We start from the raw sequence: 21,806 nt of genomic DNA on the forward strand, positions 1-21,806 counted from the left end.
TCAAGTAGCAATTTCATACAAATGGGAAGAATTCGTTCCTCAGACGTGATCACGGACCACGCGCAGCTCGGCGGCATCCTGATTCATTCGCTGGATCACATTGAAGAGTTGCTGCTTGAGGGATTCGTCGCCGATACGGTCGGCAGCGCGCATCACGGCGATGGCGGCGGCCTCGTTATTCATGGCCACGGCATCCAGGGTCTTGCGAAAGTTTTTCAGGGTACGAGTCACGACAGGGGATCCCTCCAAAAGCTGCGAGCACCCTATTAGATGATTATTTCCTTTTGATTTCAGTGGCTTGGATCAATACATCGGGCCATTTGATTTGACCTTGGCGCCACCATTCACCAAGCTAGCCGCTCCGGATCACTCCCCAGGAACACCAACACGTGATTGCCCCCCTCTTTCGCCGGGGCCGGCTGGCGCTGTGCGTCGCCGCCCTGCTCGCCCTGGTCGCCGGTTGCGACAAGGAACCCGAGAAACCCGAGCCGCCCAAGGTCGATACCTACACCAAGGCGAGCTGGGAGGAATTGCCCGCGACCAGCGACCCTGACCTGCTGGCCGGTTTCCGCGCCTGGCGTTCGGCCTGCGCCCGGCTGGCCAAGGACCCGGTATGGTCGGCTGCCTGCACCAGCGCCGGCCAGGTGGCGGAAGACCCCGCGGAGATCCGCACCTGGTTCAAGGCACAACTGGAGGTCTACAGCCTGCGCAACGCGCGCAACAGCCCCCAGGGCCTGATCACCGGCTACTACGAACCGGTCTACGCCGGCAGCCTGAAACGCAGCAAACAGAGCACCGTGCCGGTGTACGGCATTCCCGATGACATGATCGTGGTCGCCCTGGACGGCCTCTACCCCGAGCTCAAGGGCAAGCGCCTGCGCGGCCGTCTGGAAGGCCGTGTGCTCAAACCCTATGACGATGCCGCCAGCATCCGCAGCAATGGCGTCGATGCCCCCGTGCTGGCCTGGCTGAGCGACCCGATGGACCTGCAGTTCCTGCAGATCCAGGGCTCCGGCCGCATCCAACTGGACAACGGTCGCCAGCTGCGCATCGGCTACGCCGACCAGAACGGCCATCCCTATCGACCGGTGGGCCGCTGGCTGGTCGAACAGGGCCAGCTCAAGCAGGAAGAAGTCAGCATGGGCAAGATCCGCGACTGGGCCAAAGCCAACCCGCAGCGTGTCCCCGAACTCCTGGCGAGCAACCCCAGCTATGTGTTCTTCGGCCTCAACCCGGACAGCAACGAAGGCCCGCGCGGCTCCCTCAACGTACCGCTGACCGCCGGCTACAGCGTTGCCATCGACCGCAAGGTGATCCCGCTGGGCAGCCTGCTCTGGCTCTCCACCACCCGCCCAGACGGCAGCCCGGTGATCCGCCCGGTGGCGGCCCAGGACACCGGTGGCGCCATTGCCGGCGAAGTGCGCGCCGACCTGTTCTGGGGCACGGGCGCCGAAGCCGGCGAACTGGCCGGTAACATGAAGCAGCAGGGCCAGATCTGGCTGCTCTGGCCCAAGGGCGTGCCCTTGCCCAGTACCGCCGCCGCGCAGCCCCAGGCCAGCAAATCACAAGGCTGACCCTTGCCGCCATCGGGGCCTGACCGCCCCGATTCACGGCATTTCAGGAACACCTGAGCTGCGCGTCTCCCGCGACCTCCTCCCGGCCGTTCAGCCGCTGGCCCAGGTGCCTGGAACGCTTGTCCAGGCCCAGCAGGCGGCCGTCCTGGCGGACCTCCACCTGCCGCCCCTCTTCCACATAGATCACCAGCCCGTTGGGCAGGTACTCCACGTCCAGCGCCAGCCCCTGGTCGTGGTCTTCCACCAGTACCTGCACCGTGGCCTTGCTCTTGATCCAGAACTCGCTGGAGCGGGGCTCGATCACCAGCAGCATCTTCCTCGGCGCGCCATTGACGAAGCGGAACTCGCTCATGCCGCCGCCTCCTGCCCGCTGGCCGCTCTGCGCGGCGACAGCGGGACGGCCCGCACTGGCGCGCCGGCGTCGAGCTTCAGGCGTTTCGCGGTCAGCGCATCCACCACCAGGCTGCCGGCGGCGACCCGCGCGGGGGCCACGGTGATGCGGCAATCGGCGAGCTGGCGGTTGTGGATGAGGTAGACCTCGGCATCGTCGCCAGGCGTGCCCAAGCTAAGGACCAGCTCGCGGCTCTCGCGTACGGCGCGGATTTTGGCCACGTCGCATTCGATCACCGGGCCGGCGTCGAAGATGTCGATGAAGTCCCGGTGCTCGAAACCTTCCGCCTTGAGCATGCGCAGGGCCGGCTCGGTGTTCGGATGCACACGACCGATCACCGCCCGCGCGGACTCCGGGAGGAAGCAGGTGTAGAGCGGGAACCTGGGCATCAGCTCGGCGATGAAGGACTTGTTGCCGATGCCGGTCAGGTAATCGGCGCGGGCGAATTCCATCTTGAAGAAGTGCCGGCCCAGCCCTTCCCAGAAGGGCGATAGCCCGTTCTCGTCGGAGTAGCCGCGCATCTCGGCGATTACCGTGCGGCCGAACAGCTCGGGGAACTCGGCGAGGAACAGGAAGCGTGCCTTGGACAGCAGCCGGCCGTTGAGGCCGCTGCGGTGGTCGGCGTGGAGGAACAACGAGCAGAGTTCCGAGTGGCCGGTCAGGTCATTGCCGAGGAACAGGGTCGGCAGCTGTCGGTTGATGCCGAGGCTGGGCGAAGCGGCGACGGTGAGACCCACGCGGAAGTTGTACCAGGGCTCGCGCAGGCCTACCGCGCCGGCCAGGGCGGAGATGCCGATCACTTCGCCGGCATCGCTCTCCAGCACGAACAGGTAGTCGGCATCCGCCCGCTCGGCGTCCCCGGCGAAAGTCCTTTCCGCCCAGGCAACCCGGTGTTCGAGGCGCGCCGGGTCCGCCGGCAGCGTGGTGAGCCCGGTCCCGGCGCTGCGCGCCAGTTCGAGCAGGGCCGGCAGGTCGGCACGGCAAACGGGGCGAACGATCATGGGCTGTCCTCCGTCCTTCAGGCCTGGCCCGCTTTGCGCGGCAGGTGCACCTCGGCCAGCATGCAGCGCGCGCTGCCGCCGCCGATGCGCTCGATGGTGTCGATGTTCACCGGCAGCGGCCGGGCATGGCGCTCGATCAAGGAGCGCTGCGCGGAGCCGAGGGAGTTCCAGGCGGTGCGCGACATCACCAGGACCGGCTCGCCGGCGCGGTTGTGCACTTCCAGCATGTTGCCGGCGAAGGACTCCAGCTGGTCCCAGTTCAGGGCGAGGATGTCCTTGCCGGTGGCGCGCAGCTGGGTCTCCAGCGCTGTGCGCTCGCCGCTGGCGCTGACCGAATCGAGGCAGGCCACGGCCAGGCTGGTGCCGACGCTCATCATCACGTTGGTGTGGTAGATGGCCACGCCCTGGCGGTCCTCGGCATGGAAGGCGCAGAGGTTGTAGCCGAACTGCTCGACGAAGTGGCGCAGCGCCTTTGCGTGGGTCCGGCTGGAGTAGCCGGCGTAGCAGATGTGGTGCTGGCGATCGAGCACCATGCTGCCGGTGCCTTCGAGGAACAGCCCCTGCTCTTCCATCTCGGTGAAGTCCAGCACCCGCTCTATCCGGTAGTCGTGCAGCAGGTTCTCCAATACGCCCTTGCTGCGTTCCAGCCGACGGTTGTGCCCCTCCATGGGGTACAGCGCCAGGGTGCCGTCGGCATGGCTGCTCCACCAATTGTTGGGGAAGATCGAGTCCGGGGTATGGGGCGCTTCGCTGTCCTGGGCCACCAGCACGTCCACACCCTGATCGCGCAGCGCCGCGACGTAGCCATCGAACTCTTCCAGGGCACGGACCTGGGCCTCGTCCGGTGTCAGGATCCGTTGCTGGAACCTGTTGTTGCCGGCGGTATCCAGGTTGAAGGTGAAACGGGTGGGCCGAATCATCAGCACGGTATTGGTGGTTTGCATGGGGGCCGCTTCGTGGGGTGGATGACGGGGCCCATTCTCCCGTCGACGCCGCTGCAAACCCGGCTGAACTGGCCCGCGCCGGCGACCAGGAATGCCGAAACTGGCCGCGCGACAGCGGATTCGGCTGCGGCCTTCCGGGCCGTTCCCGAGCGCGTACGGCGGCCACGCTCCTTGCCAGGCCGCGCCCAGCGCAAGCTGTCGTCGACGCCTGCGCAACGACCCGTTCCGCCGTCGGCGGGGCCTCACACGACAGGTTTCGCCCCGGGGCATCCAGGAGACTTCCAGGGCGGGCTTCCGGCCCCCGAGGGCGCCGGCGGCCCGTCCCATCAACAAGAACGGAAGCTAGACATGACCCGACACACCCTGACCCGCCTGGCCATCGCCCTGGCGCTGGCCGGCAGCACCGGCCTCTCCCACGCAGCCCCCCTGCTGGACGCCACCGAAGGCAACGCCCCCGCAGCCGCGCGCATGGCCGAAAGCAATGCCTGGCTGGAGATCGACCAGGCCGCCTTCGAGAGCAACATCGCCCGTATCCAGAAACTGGTAGACGGCAAAAGCCAGGTCTGCGCCGTGATGAAGGCCGATGCCTATGGCACCGGCATCGCCCTGCTGGTGCCTTCGGCCATCGGCATGGGCATCGAATGCATCGGCGTCGCCAGCAACGAGGAAGCCCGCATCGTCCGGGAAAAGGGCTTCAAGGGCCGCCTGATGCGCCTGCGCACCGCCAGCCTGGGCGAGATGGAAGACGCCCTGCCCTACCGGATGGATGAAATGGTCGGCAACCTGGAACTCGCCCGCCAGCTGGACGCCCTGGCCCAGCGCAATGGTCGCAAGGTGGCGGTACACCTGGCGCTGAACTCGGCCGGCATGGGCCGCAATGGCCTGGAAGTGGGCACGGCCCAGGGGCAGAGGGACGCGGTGGCCATGGCCACCCTGCCGCATCTGGAGGTGGTCGGCATCATGACCCACTTCCCGGTGGAGGAACGCGAGGACGTGCTCAAGGGCCTCGCCCGCTTCAAGGAGCAGTCCACCTGGCTGATCGAGCAGGCGAAGCTGGACCGCAGCAAGGTCCTGCTGCACTGCGCCAATACCTTCACCACTCTGGAAGTCCCCGAAGGCTGGCTGGACATGGTCCGTCCCGGCGCCGCCCTCTACGGCTACCCGGTGGGCGGTCACGAGGAGTTCCAGCGGGTCATGCAGTTCAAGTCGCGAGTGGCCTCGGTCAACGCCTATCCGGCCGGCAGCAGCATCAGCTACGACCGCACCTACACCCTGACCCGGGACTCACTCATTGCCAACATTCCCGCCGGCTACTCGGACGGCTACCGCCGCGCCTTCTCCAACAAGGCTTCGGTGCTGGTCAACGGGCAACGGGCGCGGGTGATCGGCAAGGTCACCATGAACACCCTGATGGTCGACGTCACCGACATTCAGGGGGTCAAACCCGGCGATGAAGTGGTGCTCTACGGCAAGCAGGGCAAGGACGAGATCACCCAGGCCGAGCTGGAAGCCATCAACGGCGCGTTGTTGGCAGACCTCTACACGGTCTGGGGCAATTCGAATCCGAAGGTTTTGAAGGCCAAGTGATGGGAAGGTGCGCTCCCCGTCGGGGCAGCGCACCCCATTCGCGAGGCTCGCGGCCAGGCCGAAATGCAGGGCCGCCGTAGGATGGGTGGAGCTTGCGATACCCATCGATTCGCCGTCAGAGGGATCTCTTCGCAAGCGGCGCACCCGCAAGGCATCCGGGTCAGGCCAAGTCCGAGCGGGAGCCTGACATCCCTCTCCCCCGGCCCCTCTCCCGGAGGGAGAGGGGGGCATTTCCCGCGTCAACCCGAGGATGTCCGGCCAGCCCGTAGGATGGGTGGAGCTCCACAAGGAGGTGCCAGGCGGCTACTCCTTCGCCGTCTTCACCATTGCCAACTCTGGGTGGCTGACCAGTTTGTCGATGTGCAGCTCGGGGTCGTTGAACCAGGTTTCCGTCAGCACGCGGTAGTGCTCCATGTCCCGGCAGCGCATGCGCAGGCTGTAGTCGAAGGCGCCGCTGATCAGGCGGCATTCCAGCACCTGCGGGCAACTGCGCACCTTGGCCTCGAAGGCCTTCTGCGCGGCGCGGCCACTCTGGTTGGACAGCGCCACCAGCACCAGCAGCGACAGGCCCGGCGTGAGCTTGCGCTGGTCGATGATGGCCGAATAGCCACGGATCACCCCCATCCGCTCCAGCTTGCGCACCCGCTCCAGGCAGGGGCGCGGCGTGAGGTGCACGCGCTCGGAGAGCTTCTGGTAGGTGATGCGCCCTTCATGGCGCAGCACCTCCAGGATCGCCTGGTCGATACGGTCCAGCGAGACGGACGACTCGGCTGTCTCGATCATCGCGCGGCCCTCACTTCAGGCGGCCGGAGAGGAACTGCTGCAGGCGTTCGCTCCGGGGCTTTTCGAGGATTTCCGCACTGCCCTGCTCCTCGACCCGGCCCTGGTGCAGGAACAGCACCTGGCTGGACACGCGCCGGGCGAACTCCATTTCGTGGGTCACCATGAGCATGGTCCTGCCCTCCTCGGCCAGGGCCTGGATCACTTTCAGCACTTCGCCCACCAACTCCGGGTCCAGCGCCGAGGTGGGTTCGTCGAAGAGCATGACTTCCGGCTCCATCGCCAGCGCGCGGGCGATCGCCACACGCTGCTGCTGGCCGCCGGAGAGAAAGGCCGGATACTGCCCCGCCACGCGGGACGGCAGGCCCACCTTGTCCAGGTAGGCGCGGGCACGCTCCTCGGCTTCCTTGCGGCTGGCGCCGAGGACGCGGATGGGCGCCAGGGTGATGTTGTCCAGCACACTCAGGTGGCTCCACAGGTTGAAGTGCTGGAACACCATGGCCAACCGGGTACGCAGCTTCTGCAACTGCTTGTCGCAGGCCGGACGCATGGCGCCGGCCGGCCCGCGCATGCGGATGGCCTCGCCGTCGAGGGCGATGGCGCCAGCGTCCGGCTGTTCGAGGAAGTTGATGCAGCGCAGCATGGTGCTCTTACCCGATCCGCTGGCGCCGATCATGCTCACCACGTCGCCGCTGCGGGCGTTCAATGACACCCCCTTGAGCACTTCGTTGTCGCCGTAGCGCTTGTGCAGGTCTTCTACCGTCAGCTTGTACATAAGGCACTCCGATGGCTGCGCGGCCTGGGCGCAGCCTTTTGTCTTCAGGTGGGGTCTGGATTCAGTGGGCGGGACCGAGGAAGGCCAGCCAGCGCCGCTCGGCCAGGCGGAACAGACCGACGAAGGCGAAGGTCAGGCCCAGGTAGAACAGCGCGGCGATGCCGAAGGACTGGAAGGTGAGGAAAGTCGCGGCATTGGCGTCGCGGGCGATCTTCAGGATGTCCGGGATGGTGGCGGTGAAGGCCACCGAAGTCGCATGCAGCATGAGGATCACCTCGTTGCTGTAGTACGGCAGCGCGCGACGCAGGGCCGAGGGGATGATCACATGCGCGTAGAGCCGCCAGCCGCTGAGGCCGTAGGCGCGCGCCGCCTCGATCTCCCCGTGGGGAATGCTGCGGATGGCCCCGGCGAAGATCTCCACCGTGTAGGCGCAGGTGTTCAGGGTGAACGCCAGCAGCGTGCAATTCATCGCGTCGCGGAAGAAGGTCCCCAGCAGCGGCTGTTCGCGCACGGCGGCAATGCCGTAGAGGCCGGTGTAGATGATCAGCAGCTGGATATACAGCGGCGTGCCGCGGAACAGGTAGGTGAAGAACTGCACCGGCCAGCGCAGCGCGCGGCAGCGCGAAGTGCGCGCAATGGCCAGCGGCACCGATAGCACGAAGCCGAGCGCCAGCGAGAAGCACAGCAGCCAGAGCGTCATCGCCAGGCCGGTCGTGCTGTAGCCATCGCTGAACAGGAAGGGCCGCCAGTATTCCTGGATCAGTTCAATCATGGCTGTGTCCCCTTACGCCGAGGTTGTAGCGCACTTCGAGCCAACGCAGGACAACGTTGGAAGCGCTGGTGATGAGGAGGTAGAGCAGCGCCGCGAGGATCAGGAAGAACAGCATGTTGAAGGTGGTCTTGCCGGCGTCCTGGGCGACCTTGACCACGTCGGCCAGGCCGATGATCGACACCAGCGCGGTAGCCTTGAGCAGCACCAGCCAGTTGTTGCCGAGGCTCGGCAGGGCGAAGCGCATCATCTGCGGGAAGACCACGTGCACGAAGCGCTGGAGGCGCCCCAGGCCATAGGCGGTGGCCGCCTCCAGTTGCCCGCGCGGCACGGAGAGGATGGCGCCACGGAAGGTCTCGGTGAAATAGGCGCCGTAGATGAAGCCAAGGGTCACGATGCCGGCGCCGAAAGGATCGACGTCGATGTAGTCCCAGCCCATGGCGTCGGTGAGGCTGCTCAGCCAACCTTGCAGGCTGTAGAAGATCAGCAGCATCAGCACCAGGTCGGGGATGCCGCGGATCAGGGTGGTGTAGAGCGTCGCCGGCACGCGCAGCAGCGCCAGCGGCGACAGCTTGGCCGCGGCGCCCAGCAGGCCGATGGCGATGCTCAGCGCCAGTGACAGCAGGGACAGTTTCAGGGTGACCCAGGTGCCATGCAGCAGCAGCGGTCCGAAGCCCTGCAGGTCCAGGAAAGGAAGGAGGTCGTTCACGGTTGCCTACCTGATTGAAAACGCCGCGCGACTGCCGGGGGAGCAGCCACGCGGCCAAGGCGTGGTCAGTTGTTGTAGAGGTCCAGCTCGCCGAAGTGCTTGCGCTGGATCTCCCGGTAGGTGCCGCTGGCGTGCATGGCCGCGATGGCCTTGTTGATCAGCGCCTTCAGCTCCTCGTCACCCTTGCGCAGGCCGATGGCGATATCCGAGGGCACCATGGGATCACTGATGCCCTTGCTGCTCTGGAAGTCGGCGCCCTGGGGCGACTTGAGGAAGCTCAGCTCGGCTTCGAGCATGTCCTGGATGGAGGCGTCGAGGCGGCCGGACACCAGGTCCGCGTAGACCTGGTCCTGGTTCTGGTACGCCTTGAGCTGCACGCCACCGGGCGCCAGCTTCGCCTTGGCATAGGCCTCCTGGATCGTGCCCTGCTGGAAGCCGACAGCCTTGCCCTTGAGGGATTCGGCGTTGGGCTCAAGGCCCGAACCCTTGCGGGTCACAATGGAGGTGGGGCCGGAGAACAGGCGGTCGGAGAATTCGATCTGCTTCTTGCGCGGTTCAGTAACGGTCATGGAAGACAGCACGGCGTCGATCTTGCGGGCCTTGAGGGCGGGAATCAGCCCGTCGAAGTCATTGGCGACCCAGGTGCACTTGACCTTGAGTTCGGCGCAGATGGCGTTGCCCAGGTCGATGTCGAAGCCCTGCAGCGAGCCGTCGGGCGCGGTGGATTCGAAGGGCGGGTAGGCAGGGTTCACGCCGAAGCGGATCTCGTTCCACTCCTTGGCCATGGCGGCGCCGGAAGACAGGACGAGGGTGATAGCGGACAAGGCCAACCATTTGATTTTCATGAGCAGGGTCCCAGCTTTGATTGGATTTATCGCCAACCGAATGGGCTCGGTCAGCACTTTTCAACGGGGCAGAGAAATGGATCGGTGGACGCGTTGCATCCGGTTCTTGTTATTGCCGCGGAGGCTGTCCGCTTGCTGCCAGATGGCTTGAGCGAACGGCGCCAGAATGCCTCCACCACCCTCCCCGTTGGTGTCGTAACACCGCGTCCGGACAGCCGCTTTCGGCTGTTGAATCACCCGGCACAGCCGAATCTGTCGCGCTCACGGCACAAGTCGGCTCCGACGCTGCCAGGGCAGCGCCGGAGCCGGGATTCAGGCCTTCGAGGCCTCCATGGCCAGCACGCGTTCGAGGGGCTCGCCGGCCCGCAGGCGGGCCAGCAGCCCGGGCTCGGCGCTGTCCGAGGCCAGGGCCTGCTCGATCACGTCGGCCAGCACCTCCGGCGGCAGGACCAACACGCCGTTGTCGTCGGCCAGCACCAGGTCGCCGGGCTGTACCGGCACACCACCGCAGGTCACCGGCACGTTCAGCGCGCTGGCCGAAGTGCCCACCAGCTTGGTGGTGAGCTGGCTGGTACCGCGGGCGAACACCGGCAGGCCGGCGGCACGCAGCTCGGCCAGGTCCGTCGCCACGCCGTCGATGACGATGCCCACCGCACCGGCGCACTGGGCGGCACATTGGGTCACCGCCCCCACGCAGGCGTGCTGGTGGTCGCCGGCCATGTCGATCACCAGCACATCGCCGGGCTTCAGGCTGGCCAGGGCGCGGTTCACCGCGATGGCGTCGGCCTGGGCGACGCGCAGGGTGACGGCGCGGCCGATGAAGCGGACATCCGGCACCAGGGCGCGAATCTCATGGCTGACGAAACCCTGCTCGAGGAAGTGGCCGAGGGTGGCGAAGCTGATCTCGCGCAATTGCGCCAGCAGGCGTTCCAGGTCCATCAGCGGCCTCCCGCGTCGATCAGCTCGGCGACACACTCGATCTCCAGCGACACGCCCCACAGCGAGACGCAGACGGTGGTGCGTGCTGGCGGCGCGTGGCCGAGGATCTCGCGATAAACCTGATTGAACGGCTCCAGCTGTGCCGGATCGGTGAGGTAGGCATTGACCTTGACGATGTGGTCCAGGCTGGAGCCGGCCGCTTCGAGGATCGCCGCCAGGTTGGCGAAGGTCTGCCGCACCTGCTCGGCGAAACTCGCGGGCTGTTGGTCAAGGCTGCCCAGTGCGGGTATCTGCCCGGCGGTGAACACCAGGTGGCCACTGACCACGGCCTGGGAGTAAGGGCCCACCGGGCCGATGGTGCCGGGGGCGGCATTGATGCGTTTCATGGGGTGTCTCCTGTTCGGCTCGGGAAACCGCCGGCCATGCCGGCGGCGGATGGCTCAGAAAAGCGGCAGGCTGTAGCTGAGGATCAGGCGGTTCTGCGCCTGGTTCGGATCGATGTCCGAATGCAGGAGGCCATTGCGCCAGGCGACGCCCAGGCCCTTGAGGGCGCCGCCCTGGATCACGTAGTCCAGGCCGATGTCACGCTCCCATTCGGACTTGTCGGCGCCGGACAGGCTCTCGATGTCCTCGCCCTTCAGGTACATGACCGAAGCCTTCAGGCCGGGGATGCCGGTGGCGGCGAAGTCGTAGCTGTACTGGGCGAAGCCGGTGCGCTCCCCTGCCCGGTTGAAGCTGGCGAGCATGCGGTCGGTATGCAGGTAGATGCTGGCACCGCCCGCCCCCTTGTCCGGCAGCGAGCCCTGGTTGGGCTGGACGAAGTTGCTGCCGTCGGACACCACCTGGTAGCCGGCCATCAGCGCGTGCCCCTTGATGCTGTAGGTGAAGGCGGCGCTCCAGGTGTGGTTATCGATCTCGCCGGTGCCGTCCTCGGTGAAGCCGCCGACGCGGAAGCCCGCCGCACGGCCGGTGGCGGTGCCATTGGCGCCATCGGAGGTGGTGCGGAAGTAGCGCAGCTCGGTCTTGAACGACTGCCCCTCGGCGATCGGCAGGCTGTGGGTCAGGCCGAGGAAGTGCTGGTCGTAGTAGTCCTCCAGGTTGGCGAAGTAGTACTGGGCGAGCAGGTCTTGGCCGAGCTTGTAGTCGCCTCCGGCGAAGAGGAACTGGTTGCTCTCGCGGGTGCCTCCGCTGACCGCAAGGCCCGTGCGGTCGCTGGAGCCGCGCCCGGTGGCATGTTCCAGGCGGCCGGCGGTGAGGGTCAGGCCATCGATCTCGCCGGAGGTGACCTGGCCGCCCTCGAAGGTCTGCGGCAGCAGACGGCCATCGTTGTAGGTCAGCACCGGGAGCTTGGGCAGCAGGGTGCCGTAGCGGGCCTCGGTCTTCGAGAATTTCAGCTTGGGGGTCAGGCCTAGGCGGCTCCATTCGCTGGCCGCGCCGTTGCCGTCATCGGGAATCATGCTGCTGCCGCGATGGCGCCCGGCACCGCTGTCCAGGGTCAGGCCCAGCAGGCCGATGGCGTCCAGACCGACGCCCACCGTGCCCTCGGTATAGCCGGAGGTGAAGTTGAGCATGAAGCCCTGGGCCCATTCTTCGGTCTTGCTCTGCCCGGCACTGCCGGGCCGGTCGCGGAAGTCGTTGTTGAAGTAGAAGTTGCGCAGGTTGAGGCTGGCGTGGCTGTCGCCGACCAGGTCCGCCAGGGCGCATGGGCTGAAAGGCAGCGCCAGGGCGCACGCGGTGAGGCTGATGCCGTGTAAGGTCTTGTTCATCTACTGGCTCTATTTCAGGGTGCACGCGGCCCGCCCGGTCACGCAGCGGGCTCGCTGGACAAGTCGGATTGATCAGGGCTGCGCGGCGTTGCGAGCCTGCGCGTTGAGGTCTTTCCTGAAGGTTTCGGTGAGCAGCAGCAGGGCGACCAGCGACACCACGGCCGAACCCACCATGTACCAGGCGACGGACGAGCCCTTGCCGGTCATGGACAGCAGAGCGGTGGTCACCAGCGGTGTGGCGGCGCTGCCCAAGAGGCCCGAGAGCATGTAGCTGATGGACAGGCCCGAATAGCGCACCTTGGTGCCGAACAGTTCGGCGAGGAAGGTGGCGATGGGGCCGTAGTTGGCGGCGAAGGCAGTCATCAGCAGCAGGTAGCCGAGGAACACGAATGGCAGCTCCCGGGTGTCCATCAGCCAGAACATCGGGAAGGCGACCAGCGCCTCGGCGATGATGCCAGCGACAATGATCGGCTTGCGGCCGACGCGGTCCGACAGTGCGCCGAAGAACGGCAGCATGAAGATGCAGGCTGCGCAGGAGGCCAGCACCACGCTGAGCATTTCGCCACGGGAGAAGCCCAGGGTCTGGGTGCCGTAGGTGAGGCCGAAGGCGACGATCAGGTTGTAGGACGTGCCGGTGGACATGGTGGCGACGCCACCCAGCAGCACCTGCTTCCAGTATTTGCGGAACACCTCCAGCAGCGGCACTTTCACCTGCTCGCCGGTCTTCTCCACCGCTTTGAACGACGGGGTTTCATGGATGTTCAGGCGAATGTACAGGCCCAGGGCGATCAGCAGGATGCTGCCCAGGAAGGGCACGCGCCAGCCCCAGGTGAGCAACTCTTCGGCCGGCATGGAAGCGGCGATGAGCAGGAAGGCCAGGTTCGCCAGCATGGTGCCGGCCGGCACGCCGATCTGCACCCAGGAGCCATAGAGGCCGCGCTTGTCCTTCGGCGCATGCTCCACCGCCATCAGCACCGCCCCGCCCCACTCGCCGCCCAGGGCCAGGCCCTGGATGATGCGCAAGGTCAGCAGCAGGATCGGCGCCCAGATGCCGATGGACTGATAGTCCGGCAACAGGCCGATGGCGAAGGTGGCGGCGCCCATGGTGAGCAGCGAGATCAGCAGCATCGACTTGCGCCCGAGGCGGTCGCCGAAGTGGCCGAACAGCGCGGCGCCGACGATGCGCGCGCCATAGGCCGAGGCGAAGGTGCCAAAGGCCAGCAGCGTGCCCACCAGGGGATCGAAGCCGGGGAAGAAGATCTTGTTGAAGACCAGGGCCGAGGCGGTGGCGAAGACGAACAGGTCGTACCACTCCACCGTGGTGCCGATGACGCTGGCGACGGCGACTTTCTTCATGTCGGTTGTTTGTTCAGATTGCGGGGTCGCAACCTCGGTGTACGCAGGGCTGGTCATGCCTATTCTCCCGTTGTGTGCTGCTTGGGCACGTGGGTTTGTTTGTTCTTGGCAGTTGAAGGTGTTGCGGGCGTTTCTTGTTTTTCGGGCAAAGGGAACCCGTGGCGCCCGGCAGCGGTGATGGCCGCCGGGCACCCGGTGTGACGCGGTTGGATCAGCTTGTCCGGTCGGCGCGGCTCAGTACGGCGTTGAGCAGCACATCGCAGCCCTTGCTGACGTCATCCGGCAGGGCGTCCTCGGCCTCGTTGTGGCTGAGGCCGCCGACGCAGGGGATGAACACCATGGTGGTCGGGCAGTGCCGCGCCAGGTGGATGGCGTCGTGGCCGGCGCCACTGACGATGTCCTGGTGCGGGTAGTCCAGGCCTTCCACCGCATTGCGCACGGCGGCGATGCAGGCCGGGTCGAAAGGCGTCGCCGGGCTCAGCCAGTGCCGCTCCAACTTCACCTCCAGGCCACGACGCGCGGCGATGGCGGCGATGAGGTCGCGGGCGCTGGCCTCCATGGCGGCAATCTCGTCGTCCAGGTGGTGACGCAGGTCCAGGGTGAAGGCCACCCGGCCGGGAATGGTGTTGCGCGAAGAGCGCGCGATGTTCAGTTGGCCGACGGTAACCAGGCCCTTGGGGGCGAAGTCGCGGGACAGCTGTTCCAGCGCGGTGATCATCTCGCCGACGCCGAACAGCGCATCCCGGCGCAGCGGCATGGGAGTGGTGCCGGCATGGGCCGGTATGCCCTGCACCTCGATGTCCAGCCAGCAGATGGCCTGGCCACCGGTGACCACGCCCACTGGCAGTCCGGCGTCTTCGAGGATCGGGCCCTGTTCGATATGGGCTTCGAAGTAGGCATCGAACTCGCGGCCCAGGGGCAGCGCCCCCGCCTGACCGGTCCGCTCCAGGGCCTCGGCCACGCTGATGCCATCGGCATCGCGGATGGCCAGCGCACGCTCCAGCGGCAGGTCGCCGGTGAACACCGCCGAACCCAGCATGGCCGGGGTGAAGCGGGCGCCCTCCTCGTTGGTCCAGACGGCGATTTCCAGCGCGCGCTCGGTCGCGATGCCGGCATCCTTCAGACTGCGCACCACTTCCAGGCCGGCCAGCACCCCATAGATGCCGTCGAAGCGGCCGCCCTTGGGCTGGGTGTCCAGGTGGCTGCCCATCACCACGGGCGGCAGCGCGTCGTTGCACCCGGGCAGGCGGGCGAAGAGGTTGCCGATGGGGTCGAGCCGAATGCTCATCCCCAGGTCACGGCACCAGCGCACGAACAGTTCCCGCCCTGCCCTGTCCTCTTCGGACAACGCCAGGCGGCAGTTGCCACCTTTCTCCGTCGGGCCGACCTTGGCCATCTGCATCAGGCTGTCCCACAGCCGTTCGCCATTGCATTTCAGCATGCTCATTTCCTCGTTCCAGGCGCAGGGTTCAGTAACCGAGACGGGTGTCCACCCGGTTCAACAGGGGCTGACCCGCCTCCAGGCGGCGGGCGTTCTCGCCAATCTGGCGGGCGATGCAATCGTGGGAGGCGGCCGACGCCATGTGCGGGGTGATGGCGATGCCGGGGGTGGTCCAGAGGCGGCTGTCCAGCGGCAGCGGCTCCTTCTCGAACACGTCCAGCAAGGCGCCGCGCAGGCGGCCGTCCTGCACCGCGTCGATCAGCTCGTCCACCGCCACATGGGCGCCGCGGCCGCAGTTGACCACCGCGGCGCCGGGCGCCAGGGCCTCGAACGTCTTGCGGCAGAGGATGCCGCGGGTGGCCTCGGTCAGCGGCAGCAGGTTGACCAACAGGTCCAACCCATCGAGGAAGGCGGCGAAGCCCTCATCTCCCGCATGGGTCTGCACGCCGTCGATCCGCTTGGCGGTACGCGACCAGCCGCGCACGGCATATCCGGCGGCGGCCAGCTCTTCGGCGATGGCGCCACCCAGGGAGCCCAGGCCCATCACGCCGATGCGGTAGTCGGCCGCAGGCTTCTGCGGATGGCGCAACCAGACCTGGCGTTGTTGTTGCTTCAGGGCCCGGTCGAAATCCCGGTGGTAGTGGATCACCGCCCAGCGCACGTACTCCGCCATGCCCTGGCGGTGCGCCGGGTCGACCACGCGGCAGACCGGGACTTCGGCATGCTCCGGGTCGGTGCCCAGGTGGTCGACGCCGGCTGCCACCGAGTGGATCAGCTTGAGGTTCGGCAGCCGCGCCAGGCTGCCGGCCGGCGGGAACCAGCAGGCGGCCACTTCCGCGTCGCGCGCGGCGGGATCGTCGGCGAGTACCACGGAAAGCTCCGGCGCCTGCCGGGCGAAGGCGTTCTGCAGCTGGCCGAGCAGCACGGTGTCGGCCGATAACAGGACCAGCGGCTTCATGAGCAGTAGGACTCGCGTTGGGATTCGATCAGGGTCAGCGCGGCGTTCCAGCTCAGCTCGACGATCTCGGCCGACTCGTCGCGCTCGAACTGCGCGGCGGTGTGGCGGCAGACCTCATCGGACGGGTACACCAGCTTGGCGCCACCGGCCAGGGCCTGGACCTGCGCCTGGCAGGCGCGTTCGAGGAAGTGGATCTCGTGGAAGGCCTCGGCCACGCTGTTGCCGCCGGCCAGCAGGCCGTGGTTGCGCAGGATCATCGCCTTGTGCGGGCCGAGGTCGGCGATCAGCCGCTCGCGCTCGTCCAGGGACAGGGCGATGCCTTCGTACTGGTGGTAGGCCAGCTTGCCGTAGAACTTCAGCGCGTGCTGGCTGATGGGCAGCAGCCCCTGCTCCTGGGCCGACACCGCGATGCCGGCGGCGGTGTGGGTGTGCACCACGCACTTCATGTCCGGCCGCGCCATGTGGATGGCCGAGTGGATGACGAAACCGGCCGCATTGACCCGGCGCTCGCCGAAGGCCTCGTCCACCACATTGCCGTGCTGGTCGATGCGCACCAGGTCGGAGGCGCGCATGCGGTCGAAGATCACCCCGTAGCGGTTGATCAGGAAGTGATGCTCAGGCCCCGGGATGCGCAGGGTGATGTGGGTGTCGATCAGGTCAGTCATGCGGAAGTGCGCGACCATCCGGTACAGCGCGGCCAGTTCGCAGCGGGCCTGCCATTCGACATCGCTGATGTTGTGCGGCTTGCTCATGAAAACTCCTGGTTAGCGAGCGAGGACGGGGCTGGGCTGCACCTCGCCGCGCAGGCGGGAGAGGCCGCAGACCCCGATCAGGGAAAGTGCGGAGAGGAAGCTGAAGAAGAAGGCCAGCGGCAACCATTGGCCGGCGAACTGATTGGCGATCAGGGTGCCGATGATCGGCGTGCTGCCGCCGGCGATGGCGCAGATCAACTGGTAGGCCAGCGAGATGCCCGAGTAGCGCAGGTGCGCCGGGAAGGCCTGGGACATGTAGCCGGCGATCACCGCGTAGAGGGCCGACAGAGTGACCACCGCCAGGGCGATGCCGAGGGTCATCAGCACCAGGTTCTGGGTCCCCACCAGCATGAACATGGGGTACGGCACGGCCATGCACAGCAGCGCCACCAGTTTGAGGAATCGGCCCTCGCCGATGCGTTCGGCCAGCAGTGCCGACAGCGGCTGCGAAAGGAATTGCAGGATGGTCACCAGGAACAGGCAGTCGAGGATGGTGGAGCGCTCGATGCCCTGGTAGGTGGTGACGTAGGTGATCATGAAGGTGTTGGTGAAGAAGAAGCCGGCCGAGCCGATGGTCACCGCCAGCGCGGCGAAGAGGATCTGCCGCCAGCAGGTGCGGATCACTTCCAGTACCGGGTACTTGACCGTCTGATCCTGCTCGCGCACCGCCTTGAACTCGGGGGACTCATCCACGCCGAAGCGGATCGCCAGGCCGACCATCATCAGCAGGCCGCTGATCAGGAAGGGAATGCGCCAGCCCCAGGCGATGAAGTCGTCCTGGTCCAGCATGGTCACGAGGCGGAAGGCGATCAGCGCCAGCAGCAGGCCGGCCGGGCTGCCCAGCTGGGCGAAGGAGGCGTAGAAGGTCTTGCGCCGGGCCGGCGCGTGCTCGCTGGCCATCAGCACTGCCCCGCCCCACTCGCCGCCCACCGAGATGCCCTGGATGATGCGCAGGACGATCAGGCCGATGGGCGCCCAGATGCCGGCGCTGGCGTAGCTCGGCAGCAGGCCGATGCCGGTGGTGGCCAGGCCCATCAGCGCCATGGTCACCAGCAGCATCTTCTTGCGCCCGAGGCGGTCGCCCAGGTGGCCGAACACCATGCCGGCCATGGGCCGGGCGATGAAGCCGACGGCGAAGGTGCCGAAGGCCGCCATAGTGCTGAGAAAGGGATTGGAGCTGGGGAAGAACACCTGGCCGAGCACCAGGGCTGCGGCGGTGGCGTAGATGTAGAAGTCGTAGAACTCGATGGTGGTGCCGACGAATGCGGCAGCCGCCGCGCGACGCGGCTGATTGGAAGTGTGCATGCAAGGCCCTTCTTGGATTACTTGTCGAGGCAGTGTTCTGTTCTGGCTAAGCCGGTCGCGCTCTATGGCGCTTTTCGGCTTTATCGCGCCCGGGCTATGATTAGTCAATTTGCTAATTCTTATCCGCCGTATTAGCACTACTACTAATAGGAACTGAGATGACGATCCCGACGTCACAATCTGACGCATTGGTCAACAAGTGGGAGGGACGTCGTTTCCTCAACGACCGCCTCGACTGGAACCTGCTACGGACCTATCTGGTGATCGGCCAGGAAGGCAGCATCAGCCGCGCGGCGGCGCGCCTGCACATCACCCAGTCGGCTGTGAGCCAGGCGCTGAAACGGCTGGAGGAGCAACTGGAATGCGCGCTGATCCTGCGGCGCGGTCCGCGCTTCGACCTCACCGCCGCGGGCGAGGAAGTGCTGCGCATCGCCACCGACATCTACGGCGACATCTCGCGCATCAGCGCGGCGGTGGAGGAACGCAGCGATGGTGTGGCGGGCAAGGTCCGGCTGCTCAGCATCAGCCGGGTGCAGTCGCCGCTCTACGACGAGTTCCTTGCCGAGTTCCATCAAGCGCATCCGCGCGTGGAGCTGGAGATCGAGGTGATGCGAAGCTCGGACATCATCAGCTCGCTCATGCAGAAAACCGCTACGGCGGGTCTCGGCCTGTGCCGCATCCCCCAACCCAAGCTGGAGCAACGTCAGCTCCTGCGTCAGCGCTATGCGTTCTTCTGTGGCCAGCGCCATCGTTTCTTCGGCCGCAGCGATGTGTCGCTGGAAGAGCTCAAGGGCGAGAACTTCGTGAGCTTCGTCAGCGACCAGTTTGGCGGCAACCTCTCCCCCCTCGCGGTCTTCCGCGATCAGCAGGGCTTCACCGGGCGAATCGTCGCCTCGTCATCGAGCTTCGAGGAAATTCACCGTCTGGTCTGCGCTGGATTCGGTATCGGCTGCCTCCCCGAGCACGTCCTCGGCAAGGACATCGAGGAAGGCCTGCTCTGGCGGCTACCACCTGCGGAAGGGATAGTCGACGTCGACATCTTCCTGCTGTGGAACCGCGAGCAGAAGATGACCCTCGCCGAGAGCGTGTTCCTGGAGAGCTTCCAGCACAAGCTGGCGACCGGGGATGAAGCCTGACGCGGCCCTGCGGGCGGACTTCAACGGAAGTGCGGCCAATGCCAGTGGTGGTGTTCCAGCCACGACTTGATGGCGGGCCTGTTGCTCCACAGCGCCATGCCGATGCACAGGAGGATCAGGCAAGCGATGATGATCATGCCTATGGTGTTCACGCTCATGACGCACCTCCTCGATATGCGCCTGACGACAGAATCAAGCTAGCAAGGCCGATTTTCCCCTACAAGTGGCTGGCGTCAGACGGTAGCGAGGCCGGGTGGGACGCGTGTTCGACGATTTCGAGAGGGTTTGCCGATTCCTTCGGCCGTGCCTGCGTTAGCTGCTGAAGAAACGAATAGAAGCCTCTAGTACGGACCTTTCAGGACTCCGTATGTGCCTGACACTACCCTCACCCCCGGCCCCTCTCCCGGAGGGAGAGGGGTGACTCGCGCCTGACCGGACGAGGCAATCCTGATGCCTGGTCGATCGCGGGATCAGCCCCTGCGTCTCACTCTTCCCCTCGGTGCGCGCGGCGCACCCTACCTGCTCAGCTCTGTCGCTCTCGCCAGACAACCGGAGTCGTAACAGGCGAAGCCAGTTACTCATGACCGTCCTGAGGGCGTTGTTTCCAAAATTCAAATGAACAAGCGAGCCGTTCATTCCAAAAACGCATAAGCGCGCCGCCATCCACCAACCATCCTTGTGGAACATCCACCAGCGAGGGATCGCAGCCGATCCGCCGCTGACCTCATGACCCGCAGCGGGAGCCGCCCATGAAAGACGCCCTGTCCAACCAGCCTGTGGAACCGGCTAGCCTGTCCCGCACGTCCGCTGTCCAGGGGGGGTGGAAGCGCTGGCTGCCCGGGCTGACGATGCTGCGCCAATACCAGCCCGGCTGGCTGCCCAAGGACCTGGTCGCCGGCCTGGTGCTGACCACCATGCTGGTGCCGGTGGGCATCGCCTATGCCGAGGCGTCCGGGGTGCCGGGCATCTACGGCCTGTACGCCACCATAGTCCCGCTGCTGGCCTACGCCCTGTTCGGTCCCAGCCGCATCCTGGTACTCGGGCCGGATTCGGCCCTGGCGGCCATCATCCTCGCCGTGGTGCTGCCCCTGTCGGGAGGCGACCCGGTGCGCGCCATCACCATCGCCAGCGCCATGGCGCTGGTTTCCGGCCTGGTCTGCATCGGCGCCGGGCTGTTGCGCCTGGGTTTCATCACCGAGTTGCTGTCCAAGCCGATACGCTACGGCTACATGAACGGCATCGCCTTCACCGTGCTGATCAGCCAGACGCCCAAGCTGTTCGGCGTGTCCGTCGACAGCGCCGGGCCGCTGCGGGACATCCTGGCGCTGACAAAGGCGCTGATGGCAGGCCAGGCCAACTGGACCGCCTTCGCCGTCGGCGCCGGCACCCTGGCGCTGATCCTGCTGCTCAAGCGTTTCGAACGGGTGCCCGGCATCCTGGTCGCCGTGGTGGTGGCCACCCTGGTGGTGGGCGGCCTGGACCTTGGCGACACCCACAATGTGAAGGTCCTGGGTGCTGTACCCGAAGGGTTGCCGAGCTTCGCCTTTCCCTGGTTGCAGCCGGGCGACCTGGTGACCGTGCTGGTGGGCGGATTCGCCGTGGCCCTGGTGTCCTTCGCCGATACCAGCGTGCTGTCCCGCGCCTATGCGGCCAAGACCCGCACCCCGGTGGACCCGAACCAGGAAATGGTCGGCCTCGGCGCGGCCAACCTGGCGGCGGGTCTGTTCCAGGGCTTCCCCATCAGCAGCAGTTCCTCGCGCACCCCGGTGGCCGAGGCGGCGGGCTCCAGGACCCAGCTCACCGGCGTCTTCGGTGCCCTGGGCGTGTCACTGCTGTTGCTGCTGGCCCCCGCCCTGCTGCGCAACCTGCCCAACAGCGCCCTCGCCGCCGTGGTGATCGCCGCCGCCATCGGACTCTTCGAGTTCAAGGACCTGGGGCGCATCTATCGCATCCAGCAATGGGAATTCTGGCTGTCGTTCACCTGCTTCGTCGGAGTCGCGGTGCTCGGCGCGGTGCCGGGCATCGGCCTGGCGGTGGTGGTGGCGGTAATCGAGTTCCTCTGGGACGGCTGGCGCCCGCACTACGCCGTGCTCGGCCGCGTGGACGGCATTCGCGGCTACCACGACGTCTCCCGCTACCCCCTGGCCCGCTGCGTACCGGGCCTGCTGCTGTTCCGCTGGGACGCACCACTGTTCTTCGCCAACGCCGAGCTGTTCCAGAACTGCATCCTGGACGCCGTCGCCCAATCGCAGACGCCGGTGCGCCGGGTGGTGGTGGCGGCGGAGCCGGTCACCAGCGTGGATGTGACCTCCGCCGACATGCTGGTGGAGCTGGAACAGTCGCTGCGGTCCGCCGGCATCTCACTGCGCTTCGCGGAGATGAAGGACCCGGTGAAGGACAAGCTGTTGCGCCTGGAAGTGCTGGAGCACATAGGTGCCGAAGTCTTCCATCCCACGGTCGGGGCGGCCGTCGACGCCTACCTCGACGAGCACGGCGTAGACTGGACGCCCTAGCGCAGGCCAGCGCCGAGCCATGAACAGCTGTGTTCGAGGAGGGTCCCATGACGCATTTGCGCCAGCCGAACGGCGAGATAATCGCCCGGCAAGCACCGGGCGGCGGGCGCCTGCCGGTCATGGCGGATGTTTTTTTACGCATTCTTTACGCCGCCAGGCCCGGTCAATCCGGATACTTGACGCCCTTCCGTGGCTGGCACCACGCCCAGCCCCCGCTTCATTTCCCCCGACGTCGCGACCGCCCCGATGCGCCCAGCGCCACCCC

Annotated in this window: 22 protein-coding genes; 4 read left to right on the forward strand and 18 right to left on the reverse strand. The window is 66.5% G+C overall.

The genetic code is table 11. From position 1 onward, the window contains the following. Window positions 1-39 precede the first annotated feature (39 nt). On the reverse strand, window positions 40-231 hold the full coding sequence (locus ACFW0H_RS26580) for a hypothetical protein (RefSeq protein ID WP_422916841.1): 192 nt from the start codon (window positions 229-231) through the stop codon (window positions 40-42). Between the two features lie 158 nt (window positions 232-389). On the opposite strand from ACFW0H_RS26580, the gene mltA reads away from it, so the two are divergent. Beyond that, window positions 390-1,574 (forward strand): murein transglycosylase A, encoded by a 1,185-nt coding sequence (gene mltA, locus ACFW0H_RS26585; RefSeq protein WP_422916842.1) that lies wholly within the window; start codon window positions 390-392, stop codon window positions 1,572-1,574. Between the two features lie 43 nt (window positions 1,575-1,617). Here the strand turns inward: mltA and ACFW0H_RS26590 are convergent, their stop codons facing one another. The 3 genes from ACFW0H_RS26590 to ctlX are packed head-to-tail and all read right to left on the reverse strand — an operon-like array spanning window position 1,618 to window position 3,910. Further along, a complete protein-coding gene (locus ACFW0H_RS26590) occupies window positions 1,618-1,926 on the reverse strand; it encodes a hypothetical protein (RefSeq protein WP_422916843.1) in 309 nt (102 codons plus the stop codon). After that, complete coding sequence (gene astA, locus ACFW0H_RS26595; RefSeq protein WP_422916844.1) at window positions 1,923-2,966, reverse strand: arginine N-succinyltransferase; 1,044 nt, start codon at window positions 2,964-2,966, stop codon at window positions 1,923-1,925. The genes ACFW0H_RS26590 and astA overlap by 4 nt, the downstream gene beginning before the upstream one ends. 17 nt (window positions 2,967-2,983) lie before the next feature. After that, window positions 2,984-3,910, reverse strand: a complete 927-nt coding sequence (gene ctlX, locus ACFW0H_RS26600) for a citrulline utilization hydrolase CtlX (protein ID WP_422916845.1) — start codon at window positions 3,908-3,910, stop codon at window positions 2,984-2,986. 348 nt (window positions 3,911-4,258) lie between these two features. Here ctlX and alr point away from each other — a divergent pair, with 348 nt between their 5' ends. Beyond that, a complete protein-coding gene (alr, locus tag ACFW0H_RS26605; RefSeq protein ID WP_422916846.1) occupies window positions 4,259-5,497 on the forward strand; it encodes an alanine racemase in 1,239 nt (412 codons plus the stop codon). Between the two features lie 303 nt (window positions 5,498-5,800). Here alr and ACFW0H_RS26610 read toward each other — a convergent pair whose 3' ends face one another. From ACFW0H_RS26610 to ACFW0H_RS26670, 13 genes are all read right to left on the reverse strand, one after another. Then, window positions 5,801-6,280: an Lrp/AsnC family transcriptional regulator gene (locus ACFW0H_RS26610; RefSeq protein ID WP_422916847.1), complete on the reverse strand. Its 480-nt coding sequence runs from the start codon at window positions 6,278-6,280 to the stop codon at window positions 5,801-5,803. A 10-nt stretch (window positions 6,281-6,290) separates the two neighbouring features. Then, window positions 6,291-7,052, reverse strand: a complete 762-nt coding sequence (locus ACFW0H_RS26615; protein WP_422916848.1) for an ABC transporter ATP-binding protein — start codon at window positions 7,050-7,052, stop codon at window positions 6,291-6,293. Between the two features lie 61 nt (window positions 7,053-7,113). Then, window positions 7,114-7,824 (reverse strand): ABC transporter permease, encoded by a 711-nt coding sequence (locus ACFW0H_RS26620; protein ID WP_422916849.1) that lies wholly within the window; start codon window positions 7,822-7,824, stop codon window positions 7,114-7,116. Next, window positions 7,817-8,530, reverse strand: a complete 714-nt coding sequence (locus tag ACFW0H_RS26625) for an ABC transporter permease (protein ID WP_422916850.1) — start codon at window positions 8,528-8,530, stop codon at window positions 7,817-7,819. The genes ACFW0H_RS26620 and ACFW0H_RS26625 overlap by 8 nt, the downstream gene beginning before the upstream one ends. A gap of 65 nt (window positions 8,531-8,595) precedes the next feature. Further along, window positions 8,596-9,375 carry an ABC transporter substrate-binding protein gene (locus ACFW0H_RS26630; protein ID WP_422916851.1) on the reverse strand — a complete coding sequence of 260 codons (780 nt, stop codon included), beginning with the start codon at window positions 9,373-9,375 and terminating at the stop codon, window positions 8,596-8,598. A 312-nt stretch (window positions 9,376-9,687) separates the two neighbouring features. Further along, complete coding sequence (locus ACFW0H_RS26635) at window positions 9,688-10,314, reverse strand: RraA family protein (RefSeq protein ID WP_422916852.1); 627 nt, start codon at window positions 10,312-10,314, stop codon at window positions 9,688-9,690. After that, window positions 10,314-10,700: a RidA family protein gene (locus ACFW0H_RS26640; protein WP_422916853.1), complete on the reverse strand. Its 387-nt coding sequence runs from the start codon at window positions 10,698-10,700 to the stop codon at window positions 10,314-10,316. Before ACFW0H_RS26640 ends, ACFW0H_RS26635 begins: the two co-directional genes overlap by 1 nt. A gap of 54 nt (window positions 10,701-10,754) precedes the next feature. Next, window positions 10,755-12,080, reverse strand: coding sequence for an OprD family porin (locus ACFW0H_RS26645; protein WP_422916854.1), 1,326 nt, complete (start codon window positions 12,078-12,080; stop codon window positions 10,755-10,757). 72 nt (window positions 12,081-12,152) lie between these two features. Then, on the reverse strand, window positions 12,153-13,493 hold the full coding sequence (locus tag ACFW0H_RS26650; protein ID WP_422916855.1) for an MFS transporter: 1,341 nt from the start codon (window positions 13,491-13,493) through the stop codon (window positions 12,153-12,155). A gap of 154 nt (window positions 13,494-13,647) precedes the next feature. Continuing rightward, a complete protein-coding gene (locus ACFW0H_RS26655; RefSeq protein ID WP_422916893.1) occupies window positions 13,648-14,877 on the reverse strand; it encodes a Zn-dependent hydrolase in 1,230 nt (409 codons plus the stop codon). Between the two features lie 28 nt (window positions 14,878-14,905). Then, a complete protein-coding gene (locus ACFW0H_RS26660; protein WP_422916856.1) occupies window positions 14,906-15,835 on the reverse strand; it encodes a 2-hydroxyacid dehydrogenase in 930 nt (309 codons plus the stop codon). Then, window positions 15,832-16,587, reverse strand: coding sequence for a class II aldolase/adducin family protein (locus ACFW0H_RS26665; RefSeq protein WP_422916857.1), 756 nt, complete (start codon window positions 16,585-16,587; stop codon window positions 15,832-15,834). The genes ACFW0H_RS26660 and ACFW0H_RS26665 overlap by 4 nt, the downstream gene beginning before the upstream one ends. A 12-nt stretch (window positions 16,588-16,599) precedes the next feature. Continuing rightward, window positions 16,600-17,892: an MFS transporter gene (locus ACFW0H_RS26670; RefSeq protein WP_422916858.1), complete on the reverse strand. Its 1,293-nt coding sequence runs from the start codon at window positions 17,890-17,892 to the stop codon at window positions 16,600-16,602. Between the two features lie 158 nt (window positions 17,893-18,050). On the opposite strand from ACFW0H_RS26670, the gene ACFW0H_RS26675 reads away from it, so the two are divergent. Beyond that, the gene (locus ACFW0H_RS26675) at window positions 18,051-19,028 is read left to right on the forward strand and encodes a LysR family transcriptional regulator (RefSeq protein ID WP_422916859.1); all 978 of its coding nucleotides are present in this window, start codon (window positions 18,051-18,053) and stop codon (window positions 19,026-19,028) included. A gap of 20 nt (window positions 19,029-19,048) precedes the next feature. On the opposite strand, the gene ACFW0H_RS26680 is transcribed toward ACFW0H_RS26675, so the two are convergent. After that, window positions 19,049-19,186, reverse strand: coding sequence for a hypothetical protein (locus ACFW0H_RS26680; RefSeq protein ID WP_422916860.1), 138 nt, complete (start codon window positions 19,184-19,186; stop codon window positions 19,049-19,051). A 690-nt stretch (window positions 19,187-19,876) separates the two neighbouring features. Here ACFW0H_RS26680 and ACFW0H_RS26685 point away from each other — a divergent pair. Further along, window positions 19,877-21,541: a SulP family inorganic anion transporter gene (locus ACFW0H_RS26685; RefSeq protein ID WP_422916894.1), complete on the forward strand. Its 1,665-nt coding sequence runs from the start codon at window positions 19,877-19,879 to the stop codon at window positions 21,539-21,541. Window positions 21,542-21,806 lie beyond the last annotated feature (265 nt).

It is taken from the genome of Metapseudomonas cellulosilytica (genome assembly GCF_049334135.1).
GTDB lineage: Bacteria > Pseudomonadota > Gammaproteobacteria > Pseudomonadales > Pseudomonadaceae > Metapseudomonas.